Below are 10,070 nucleotides of genomic sequence, written 5' to 3'. Positions count from 1 at the left end.
AAGTCGTTCTACCGGGGCTCCGCTTCCTACGTCCGGCACTCCACCCAACCGAGACCCCTTGCCACCAGCCCCGCAGCCGTAACTTCACGGCCTTGTCCTAAAGCGGGTGTCGCAGGTTCGAATCCTGCCGGGGGCACAGCACTAAGGGCCAGTTCAGAGGCTTGATCCTCTCGAACTGGCCCTTTCGCGTGATCACGTCCGTGCCACACACGTGCCACTACGTCCCGGCGTCTCCCTGCTGCTTGCGGATCATCGCTCCCAGCCGGTCAGCGATCGCGCGGTCCCGATCTGCGGTGTGCTGATAGATCAACGCGGCACGGGCGGTGCTGTGTCCCATGCGCGTCATCAGCTCACGCGTGCTCGCCGCGGCAGCGACCAGGTTGTTTCCCGTGTGCCGCAGATCGTGGAAGTGGACATCGGCGGCGATGCCCGCCTCCTTGCGCGCCTTGATCCAGTCGTCCCGGAAGTTGCTGCGCCGCAGCTGTCCGCCCTGGGGGCCGAGGAAGACGTGGCCGTCGCGACCGGCACCCGCGTAGCGCTCCAGGTGCTCGATGACGTCGGCCAGGATCTCGTCCGGGAAGGCGACGGGGCGGACGCCGGCCGCCGCCGACTTCGGAGCCTTGTCGAAGAGCCTGCCGTTCTACATCTCGGCCTGGGCCCGCTGCACCAGGACCACCCGCCCGGCGGTGTCGATGTCGCGGCGGCGCAGGGAGGCCAGCTCGCCGAACCGCAGTGTGGTGAAGGCGGCGAGCAGGACGAGCAGCCGGTACCGGGGAGCGATGGCATCGGCAGCGGCGTACACCTCCGCCACGGTCAACACCGGCCGCTCGGGCACGTCGTAACGGTCGGCGCCCTTGACCCGGCAGGGGTTGCGACGGATCAGCTCGTCGTCAACGGCCGTGTTCATGATGGCGCGAAGGATCTGATACGCCTTGACGACGGTCGGCTCCCCCACCCCGGACGCGAGCAACTTGCCGCGCCAGGCCCGGACGCGGGACGTGGTCACATCGGCCAGCGATCCCGAACCGAACGTCGGCGTGATGTGAAGCCGGATCACTGCCTCGTTCCGTTCCCTGCTGCGGTCGGGCAGCTTGCGGTCCCGCAGCCAGGCATCGGCGTACTCGGTGAAGAGGACAGCTCCCTTGTCCGGGTCCTCCCACTGGCCGCGCGAAATGTCCGCCTCGATGTGCGTCAGCGCTACGTCTGCGTCAGTCTTGGTCGCGTAGGTCTGCTCGGCAGTGCGAAGCTGTCCCGTCGCAGGGTCTCGGTATCAAGCCTGCCGACGGCCGGACCGCAGTTGCCGAACCGAGCCAAAGCGCCGGCGGTTGCCCTTCTTATTGGCCATCAGGCAGCCCTCCGCAGTCCGGTCCGCCGGACCGTCACCGGCTCCACGGTGTTGGCCTCAACGAAGGCCGCGACGGCCTTCTCCGGGATGCGAACGTGTCGGCCGACCTTGACGAAGGTGATCCGGCGTTCCTCAATCAGCCGCCGGGGGAACCGGACAGTAGCGCCGAGGAGTTCGGCGACCTGATCAACGCTGAGTAGACGCTCCATACTCACCACTCCCGGACCAGACGCCGAGCCCGCAGCCCTTGGCAAGCTGAGCTGTTACAGGTTTCTCTACCTCATCAAGGCACCCGGCTCTGGCTGCGCCCGCGCTCCTGCCTTCGGCCCGCTCGGCGCTGCCGCCGCCGACGCGCGCCCACGAGAGATAGGCCCGGAAGGGCATGAGACGAGAACCAAGCCCGCGGCTTCAAGACATGCCTCCGGCGGGGGCGCTACGGCACCGGGATGGACGGGGCGCCGTTCGCGAGTGCCGGCGGATTCGTGGCGAGCGTCGTGGGCTCCCATCCCGACCACCTTCGACCCAGGCAGAGCCGAGCAGTCACGGCCCAGGGCGTCAAGGTCGTTCGTACAGTGGCGCGCTCCACCTTGACGCCCTGAACCGCGACCGCTCCACGGTGTGTGGGTCGAAGGCGGACGGGATGGGAGCTGGGGTGAGTGGTGGGTTGGGGGTGGTGAAGACCCGCTGTAGCGTGGCCGCGTGGATGAACCCCGGATCAAGGTGTACGGCTCAGCGACCGAAATCACCGTTGCGGCTGATGCCGCAGGGTTGCGGGACCTGGCTGAGCGGCTCATGGCTCTCGCTGATCCCGAACTCAGGGACGGCTACCACGAGCACCTTGAGAGCGGCATCAATCTCGAAGACGGCTCGATCAGCCTGATCCTGGAACGCGACGACAAGCTGTAGGCCTCACTCCGGCCCAGCGTCATGTTGCGTGCCCCTCCCGTGCCCGATCGAGCGGGGAACCACGGGCAGGACCGGATAACCACGGCGGAGCCAGACGAGAGCGGCCCCCGACCGATTCACCCGGTCAGGGGCCGTTCATCTGCGGTGGGTGTGGGATTTGAACCCACGGTGACATCGCTGCCACGACGGTTTTCGAGATCGCTTCCGCCGACCTCTGGTGACGTCTACGCAGAGGCTGTTGCTGCGCAGCAGGGCCGGGTGGGCTACGGCTGCCTTTTTTTCAAGACATAGGCGCTGCGGGAGTCAGGGTCGCCGAAGAAGAAGTACAACATCAACTGTTCCCTGTTGTCGCGCTGCAACTCGAACGTCCACGTGTAGGTCTCGGGTGCTGGCGCGTGCTCGCCCAACGCATCGAGACGCTCACCGGGATCCGGAGCACGAGTCGCCGATGCCGTGCGCGACGTGAGTGTCAGCCGGACATGCTGGCCGTCGTTCCACCCGGTGCGCTCGTCCGTCCGCTCCCATGCCCCCGTGCCCGACAGCCTCCACCCGTCGTCGAAGTCGAATTCCTCCCCGTCCAGGAGACGGATGACAGCCTTTCCGTCAGGCCGGAGAGTGACCTCGGTGCCGTCGCTGCAGAGCCACGAACCCACGATCTCAGCGCGCTTCGCGTCATGCACTGCGGGCACCTCGTCGTACATGTGCGGATTGCATCCCACCAGCACGAACAGGCAGGCGAGGAGAGGTGCGATCCGGCACCATGCCGAGCCAGGCGAGTTGGTCTTCATGATCCGGCCCCCGTCGCGACACCATGAATGACAGCGGTTCGACCGGACGTCGATCACGCGCTCGGCATCCTGCCAGCACTATTAAACATGTTCAACTTCTTCGCTCGGGCCGCGTGCGGGAATGCTGCGGCACACCGCAACCACGGCAACCATCCACGTCCAGTCGCGCCCCTCAAGGGTCTTGAAGCGGCTGGTATAAAACGCCGCTGACCGATCCGATCAGAGCTACGGGCTAAGCCGCGTTCCTCGGAGGCGGTCACGCCTTCTCGATGCCGATGCTCAACAAGATCGGCCTGTGGCCGGCGCAGTTCTTCTTCGGGCACGAGGAGTCCGACCTGGCCTGGCGCGCGCTCGACGACGGCTGGAAGATCTTGTACGAACCCGGACTCGTCCTCCAGCACCCCAGGACGTCCCCGGCCCGGCCCGCGGTCTACTACCGGTTCACCGCCCGGAACCGGGTGTGGCTGGCCCGGCGACGACTTCCGATTCCCCTGGTTCCGGTCCATCTCGGCGTGTGGACCCTCCTCACCATGGCTCGCATCCGGCCCTTGAGCGGCCTGAAGGCTTGGTGGGCCGGGTTCATCGAGGGCATGCGGACGTCGTGCAGCCCGCGCAAGCCGATGAAGTGGCGCACGGTGTGGCGTATGACCCGGTTGGGGCGCCCGCCGATCCTCTGAGCTTGATTCGAGCCGGCGGTGTTCAAGCGTTGGTCATGCGGGACTTGGGTTCGCGAGGGTGCGGTTGAGCTGTGTGATGATGCACGGACAACGACCGGCCCTGGGCGGGACCGGGTGTGTCAGAAGGGACGAGAACGCGTCGTGGGCAAGGACGGGGCGTCCATGCCGGACGAGGAGTGGGAGCGCTTCCTGCGGGAGGCCGAGGCCGGGACGCAGGGCGCGCCCGAGGAGCCGTCGGCGCGGGCCCGGATGGTGGCGCGGCGGATGCGGGAGGAGACCGGCCCGCCGGAGGGGTGGCGGACTCACCAACCGGCCCGGCGCCGACAGGGCAAGGGCTGGTACGTGGTCGGTCTGCTGGTCGCGGTCGGCTTGCTGGTCGTGGCGCTGGATCCGGGGCGGGTGGCTGGATGGTTCGGAGGCGGAGGCGGCGAGAGTGCCCCGCTCGCCGCGGAGTCGGAGCCCCCGGATCACCCGCCGACGACGGTGGCGGCAGCTCAACTGCCCACATTGGACCAGCCGTTCATGGGGTCGCCGGCGGCTCGGTGGGCCGACGGGACGGCGGGGATCAGCCTTCCTGCGGCACGGGCGGCCGGCTGGATGAGCAAGGAGCAGGTCGCGCAGGCGCTCGATGGCACCCGGGATTTCCTTGTCGCGTCCAGCCTGGATCCTGATGTGCTGCGCGGGGAGCGGCCCAGGAAGGCGATCGCGTTGATCAATCCGCATCAGCAGGATGTCCAGGACTACCTGGCGACCACGTTCCGCGCGCCCAGCCGGGAGAACGATCCTCTGCTGCTGTTCAGCCGGTTCGCGAAATCGAAGGTGCGGCTCATCGGGAACGTGGTCAAGACACGAGGACGGATCACGTACCGGGAAGGTAAGCGCGGTGCGGTCGAGGTGACCACCGATGTCACGTACGTCTATCCGGTCGTACGTGCTGCATCGGGAAGCGACGAAGTCGCGCGCACCATCGTGCGCCGCGAGGTCGTGATGAGCTGGGACGACCCGGCGAAGGTGGTCATCGAGTCGGGGACGTTCTCCCTCGTCTCCTACAAGGTGGACACCACCAACGGAGGCTGTGACACCTTCACCGGTTACTTCACCCCCGAGTTCAGCGCCGAGCGCGCGGCCACGGGCTCGGGAGACGGCCCCGAGGTCGACCCGTACGACCGGAGCACGTCGATGGACGCGCGCATGCGGGAGGCCGCCGAAGCGGGGTGCGGGACCGCCACACGGTCTTAGCTGAGGGTTCCCCGTGCCACAACCGCGCCAGATCATGCGGCAACTCACGGGGAACTACGGCGACCAGTAGTAGAGACGGCGAGTCTCCGCCGAAGTGGGCGTGCCACAGGTCAGGCCCCGACTGACCCCACCTCGCTCCTAAAGCGGGTGTCGCAGGTTGGAATCCTGCCGGGGGCACAGCACCAAGGGCCAGTTCGGAGGCTTGATCCTCTCGAACTGGCCCTTTCGCATGTTCACGCCCGTGCCACCACATCCCAACTTCCCCTGCAATCACGGACTCCACGCTACGAGGGGAGGGACAGATCCCGCACACATGAGGCCGGGAAGCTCAGTTGGATCGCCTCGCACGCGCGGTCCCCAGGCGCTGGCTGCAGCGCCTGAAGGCGTCAATACTGCGAACCCGGTAGGCCGGGGTCCAGCAGGGCGGGGCGTTCACCGCGTCCGGGTTTCGAGATGCGGCCACCGGCACCTGCTGGATACGCTGGCTGAGTGGCCGGGTGATGATGGCCCGAGGCCGGGCGCAGCAGCCGCCCCCACCCCGCCGAGCGGAAACGAAGACTTCCGCAGTCCAAACCTCTGCAGTGTTCACGCCTCCACGGGAGGAAGGTTGCGATGAGGTTCACCCGCATGCGTACAGCAAAGGCCACCGCGGCAGCCGTGGTCGCCATCCCGCTCGCGCTTGGAGGTCTGGCGTCGCAGAGCCACGCACAGGATGCGTCTCCCAGCCCGTCGGGGACGTTCGGTCCCGGCTGTTCGGCGCTCTCCCAGAAGGCCAACACGGCCAAGGACAAGGTCGTAGAGGCTGCGGCCGCATATCCACAGCTCAGCCAGCTGGTCTCAGCCGCGGTCAGGGCAAGGCTGAGCGGCACCCTCGACGGGAAACCCAACGTCACCATCTTCGCTCCCAACAACCAGGCTTTCCAGAAGGTGACCGCGTCGCAGCTTGCCTCGCTGCTCAGCAATCAGGGGCAGCTGAAGAAGGTGCTGACCTACCACGTCGTGGACAAGCAGATCACCCCGAACGAACTCTCCAAGGGCTCCTTCACGACGGTGGAAGGCAGCAAACTGACCACGTCGGGCTCGGACACCGACTTCAAGGTCAACGGCAAGGCGAACATCGTCTGCGGCAACATCAAGGCCGCGAACGCCACCATCTACGTCATTGACACAGTCCTCCAGCCCCCGTCCTGACTCATGGCTCCCGTTCCCGACGCGGGGCGACCACCAGGGCGGTCAGTCCGGCGACGGGCGCGACGCGGCGGACCACCGCCGACCAGTACTTGATCAACGACTGCACCTTCGTACTTCCGTTCGTCCAGGGATACGGCTCGTTCAGGGATACGGCCGGGCCGGTCGGCTTCCAGAAGGTATCTCCTCCGTAAGCCGGCAAACCCGTTGACCTAGCCAGTGGTCGTCGAGCTGACGGTCACCTAACTGATGGCCTTCTTGAACTTCTCCCAGTCCTTGATGGCCTGCCGATCACCCCAGCCCTTGAACACCTTTCCGCCGAGCTTCTTGATGAGCTTTCCGGCCGATCCGCCGAAGCCGCCGATGGCAGCACCGACGAGGGTGGCCTTGATGGCGCCCTTGATGGTGTAGCCGTGGCCGCCGTGGTGGGTCCACCAGTAGCGGGCGAAGCCGGTGATGCCGCCGCCGACCGCGCCGCAGACGACGGGCCCGGCGAAGGGCGCGCACGCCGCGCCGACGAGCGCTCCGATGCCCGTCGTGAAGACGCTGCACCAGAAGCCGCAGCTACGGGCCTTCGCCCGGCCGTCGAGGTCGTACGAACCGACCGGGTCGCCGGGGTAGACGTAGGCGTTGGCGTTGGCGCCGTAGACCGGGTCGGTCTGCAGGAACCGGCCGAGGGCCGGGTCGTAGGCACGGGCGCCCAGGTAGCTGAGGCCGCTGACGCCCGACGTGGAGCGCGCGTACGAGCCCAGCCATCCGTAGGTGACCGCCGTGGTGGCGTCGAGCTGCTGCCCGTACTCGCCGAAGTGCTGGACTGGCTTTGTCTACGAGAACGAGCAGCAGATGTTCACCACTTCGGAAGGCGCTGCTGCCGCTGCCTGTTCGATGTTGGGCAGCACGTCCAGCGTCCCGTTGAAGCCGGATCCGCAGTCCTCCGTGGCTGCGCATGGAGGGGACCGCCGGATCAGGCGGCCGGCGGTTGAGGATGTCACGCGGGCGGTTTTGCCGCGCCGGAACCTGCTTGCGGATGCAGCGCTGTGCCTGCGAGGGTCCGGCGTGACCGTAATTCTGGGAGACAAGCACAGGTTCGCCGCCGAGGTCGGCGAGTGGGACCAGGCGCTGTGCCAGGTGAACCTGTGGGCTGCGGGACAGTGGCTGACCTGCGACGACAACATGGCATTCATCAAGCAGTTCCGCCGCGCCGTGCTGGATACGACTGCCTGGCTGCGCTCCGGTAACGGCTCTCCCGTAACGTTCGACGGCCTGTCTCCGGAAGCCACACACCGGCGTCTCATGCTCCGTGCCGGGGCTGACGATGAGACCGAAGCCGACTACGAGTTTCGCAGCCGGTTCGGGGCCCTGGACTGGGGTCCCCCGACCGACAACGTGACCGTCCACCTCTTCCGCGACGGGGACTGCTTGGTCATCACGCTGCAGTTCTGGCGTGAGGAACACCTGATCAAGCATCCCGAGCATGCGGGCAAGGTCTTCGTGGTGGAGATTCCGACTGCGGAGTTCGTTGGGATCCTTGAGGACCTTGTGGCCGTCCTCGACGGTGGACAGAACCAGGGCTGCCCGTGACCACCTGATGGACCGCGGAGGCCTCGAGCGTTCGAGCGTCGGCAGGCGACGGCTCATGGGCTTGGGCCGGCTTCCGGATGCTGTCGCAAATGGTAAGCAGTTCGATTCCCGCGGCCAGCTCATGCGCCTCCCGAAGTGGTGAACATTCGCTGTCCGTTCTGGTGAACAGAGCCAGTCAACGGCACACATGGACGACGACGGGAGGCGTCGGTCGGAACTGGCGCCGCTCGTCAGGTCGTCGGCCCCGTGCGGAGCCGCCGCACGTCCCGCACGAACGTGTACAAGGCACTGAGGAAGATCACAGCTCCAGCCCCGATCCAGAGGGCCGATGCCCCGGGGCGGTACTCACGAACGGCAACGACGAGCAGCAACATGCTGGCAAGAACACCGAAGGCCGAGATCAGAGCGCTGATGCGGTTGGTCACACGGACATCATCAACGACAACCTCGGCCAGCGGGAGTGATCCAAACGAATCGGCCTAGCTGTCGCAGTGCAGTTGCGTCGCGAATCCCATGAGGGCTGCTGTCAGACGGATGTGTCAAAGTCTGCGCATGCTCGAGATCGTGGTGAAGACGGAGAACTGGGAGCGGCACGTCCGTGTGTCCGAAGGGGAGCTGGCCGGGCTGGTCCGGCGTATGGGCGGTGACGGTGATCGGTTCCTGGTGCTCCAGCGGATACCCGACCTGCCGGACGTCTTCGCCCAGATCTGGCACAAGGCCGGTGGTGACTACACACTGGAGCACCGCGACGGTGCCGCCGACCGGCACTTCCAGGCGATGGCAGACAGTCCCGAGGTCGTGATTGCGGCGCTTACCGGCTGGGCTCGCCAGGAGGACGGTTGGGACGCTGGTCTGGCTTGGTCTCTGTTGGACATGGGCTCCACCCGCGAGGTGCCGCTGCTCGACCTCGACGAAGACGAGCGCGGGGAGTTGGAGAAGCGCGTACGCGAGGTGCTGGTTGGCGGCTACGCCTCCCGCGCCGAGCTGGCCGAGCTCGCTGAGGAGTACCTGGTCACCGAGGACCGTCGGCCCGTCTCGCGCGAGCAGGCGGAGGCGCTGGCCGACCGGATGTGGCTGGAGCGCGTAGCGGAGCAGGCCACATGGCAGGGCGAGACCGACCCTGAGCGGCTCACCCGCGCGTTCACCGCCCTCCAGGAGGCCGGTATCACCGCCCGCGAGAACTTCACCTGCTGCCGCAACTGCGGCCAGTCCGAGATCGGCGGCGAAGGCGGGCCCGACGGCCGCGGCTTCGTCTACTTCCACACCCAGTGCACGGACTCCGCAGCAGCCGGCCACGGACTGATGCTTCTCTACGGTGGCTTCGACGGCTCGTCCGAGACCACCGCAGTCATCGGCTACGAGGTCGTGGCCGCCCTCGAAGCAGCCGGCCTCAACGCCGAGTGGGACCATGACCCTGGCCGGGCCATCACCGTTACTCCCCTGGACTGGTGCCGCCGCCTGGTCGGCTAGGACCGGCGTCAAAGATCACGCCCACGAGGCCGGGGCCTGGTATGCCACCTGGTGGGGCCTGGCAACGGGCTCCTTCTGGCTTATGGGTAGGACCATTAGAGATCGCAAAAGTTGGTCAACATGTGCGGTTATGGCTGCGGCTTCCGTTGCAACAGGGGAACTGTCGGACCGCTGGCATCGGCGTCGGCGAGCAACGAAGCAACCGCAGGGGCTGGAAAGTTCACGGGAAGAACGCTGACGCCGCCGCGCTGCGCATCCGTGCGGCCATCGGCCGAGGTGGCCGTGCCCCTTCCGTGCCCGATCGGCCGGGAACCCACGGGGAACAACAGCGATCGGCGGACAGCCCACATGAGAACGGCCCCCGACCAATTCAACTGGTCAAGGGTCGTTCACCTGCGGTGGGTGTGGGATTTGAACCCACGGTGACATCGCTGCCACGACGGTATTCAAGACCGTTCAGAGGGTGACACGGTTATGGGCCTCTATCGACTGTTGACGGCTCGGCGCAGCTCACAGCGTTAGGTCAGTTACGCAGTTCGGAGATCCGGGCGCGCGAGTCACCTCTTGCGAACGATCGTGACTATTACCAGTGCCATGGTCGTGAACATCACTGACACCATGAGCGAGGCGAAAAACAGAGCCTCGATCCACCCAGCGTTCGCGCCGGTGAGCGTTCCGTCCATGGAAGCGCACGCCACCTCCGGCGGGAAGCTATTCCTCCGCAGGTCGTGGCAGGCGTTGGGCAGGTCATCGTTGATCACGTATGCATTCACCCAAAGCAGTGAATCGTTCCGGGTTTGACCGAGGCTCGATCTCTTGGAAGGATCGGGATCGTTATGTCGAAGCCATACCCGAAGGAAGTCCGTGAACGGGCCG

General features: G+C 66.5%; 10 protein-coding genes, 1 tRNA gene and 2 pseudogenes. 7 read left to right on the top strand and 6 right to left on the bottom strand.

What is annotated here, in order from left to right; translation table 11 throughout:
- Nucleotides 1-75 precede the first annotated feature (75 nt).
- Nucleotides 76-136 (top strand) — tRNA-OTHER (locus ACWD6R_RS38290).
- 81 nt (nucleotides 137-217) lie between these two features.
- Here ACWD6R_RS38290 and ACWD6R_RS38285 read toward each other — a convergent pair.
- Both ACWD6R_RS38285 and ACWD6R_RS38280 read right to left on the bottom strand, forming a co-directional pair.
- A pseudogene (locus tag ACWD6R_RS38285) lies at nucleotides 218-1,345 on the bottom strand (tyrosine-type recombinase/integrase).
- Nucleotides 1,345-1,554: an excisionase family DNA-binding protein gene (locus tag ACWD6R_RS38280; protein WP_451822975.1), complete on the bottom strand. Its 210-nt coding sequence runs from the start codon at nucleotides 1,552-1,554 to the stop codon at nucleotides 1,345-1,347. The pseudogene ACWD6R_RS38285 and the gene ACWD6R_RS38280 overlap by 1 nt, the downstream one beginning before the upstream one ends.
- A 490-nt stretch (nucleotides 1,555-2,044) precedes the next feature.
- Between ACWD6R_RS38280 and ACWD6R_RS38275 the strand changes: the two genes are divergently transcribed.
- Nucleotides 2,045-2,251: an Imm32 family immunity protein gene (locus ACWD6R_RS38275; protein ID WP_451822974.1), complete on the top strand. Its 207-nt coding sequence runs from the start codon at nucleotides 2,045-2,047 to the stop codon at nucleotides 2,249-2,251.
- 263 nt (nucleotides 2,252-2,514) lie between these two features.
- On the opposite strand, the gene ACWD6R_RS38270 is transcribed toward ACWD6R_RS38275, so the two are convergent.
- On the bottom strand, nucleotides 2,515-3,039 hold the full coding sequence (locus ACWD6R_RS38270) for a hypothetical protein (protein ID WP_451822973.1): 525 nt from the start codon (nucleotides 3,037-3,039) through the stop codon (nucleotides 2,515-2,517).
- Between the two features lie 239 nt (nucleotides 3,040-3,278).
- Here ACWD6R_RS38270 and ACWD6R_RS38265 point away from each other — a divergent pair.
- The 3 genes and pseudogenes from ACWD6R_RS38265 to ACWD6R_RS38255 all read left to right on the top strand — a co-directional run.
- Nucleotides 3,279-3,716 (top strand): annotated as a pseudogene (locus ACWD6R_RS38265) (glycosyltransferase family 2 protein); the annotation flags it as partial.
- 141 nt (nucleotides 3,717-3,857) lie between these two features.
- On the top strand, nucleotides 3,858-4,955 hold the full coding sequence (locus ACWD6R_RS38260; RefSeq protein WP_451822972.1) for a hypothetical protein: 1,098 nt from the start codon (nucleotides 3,858-3,860) through the stop codon (nucleotides 4,953-4,955).
- A 627-nt stretch (nucleotides 4,956-5,582) separates the two neighbouring features.
- Nucleotides 5,583-6,146, top strand: coding sequence for a fasciclin domain-containing protein (locus tag ACWD6R_RS38255; RefSeq protein ID WP_451822971.1), 564 nt, complete (start codon nucleotides 5,583-5,585; stop codon nucleotides 6,144-6,146).
- A 239-nt stretch (nucleotides 6,147-6,385) separates the two neighbouring features.
- Here ACWD6R_RS38255 and ACWD6R_RS38250 read toward each other — a convergent pair whose 3' ends face one another.
- Nucleotides 6,386-6,895, bottom strand: a complete 510-nt coding sequence (locus tag ACWD6R_RS38250) for an RHS repeat-associated core domain-containing protein (protein ID WP_451822976.1) — start codon at nucleotides 6,893-6,895, stop codon at nucleotides 6,386-6,388.
- Between the two features lie 10 nt (nucleotides 6,896-6,905).
- On the opposite strand from ACWD6R_RS38250, the gene ACWD6R_RS38245 reads away from it, so the two are divergent.
- Entirely contained in the window at nucleotides 6,906-7,724 is an 819-nt protein-coding gene (locus ACWD6R_RS38245; protein WP_451822970.1) for a hypothetical protein, read from the top strand.
- Nucleotides 7,725-7,954: 230 nt separating this feature from the next.
- Here the strand turns inward: ACWD6R_RS38245 and ACWD6R_RS38240 are convergent, their stop codons facing one another.
- Nucleotides 7,955-8,149 (bottom strand): hypothetical protein, encoded by a 195-nt coding sequence (locus tag ACWD6R_RS38240; RefSeq protein ID WP_451822969.1) that lies wholly within the window; start codon nucleotides 8,147-8,149, stop codon nucleotides 7,955-7,957.
- A gap of 127 nt (nucleotides 8,150-8,276) precedes the next feature.
- Between ACWD6R_RS38240 and ACWD6R_RS38235 the strand changes: the two genes are divergently transcribed.
- Complete coding sequence (locus ACWD6R_RS38235; protein WP_451822968.1) at nucleotides 8,277-9,194, top strand: DUF6891 domain-containing protein; 918 nt, start codon at nucleotides 8,277-8,279, stop codon at nucleotides 9,192-9,194.
- A 557-nt stretch (nucleotides 9,195-9,751) separates the two neighbouring features.
- Here the strand turns inward: ACWD6R_RS38235 and ACWD6R_RS38230 are convergent.
- On the bottom strand, nucleotides 9,752-10,070 hold a 319-nt coding region (locus ACWD6R_RS38230), incomplete at its 5' end, for a hypothetical protein (protein WP_451822967.1).

This window comes from Streptomyces sp. NPDC005151, from assembly GCF_053599875.1.
Note: the sequence above shows the minus strand (reverse complement) of the source record. Positions and strands in the feature narration are given on the sequence as shown.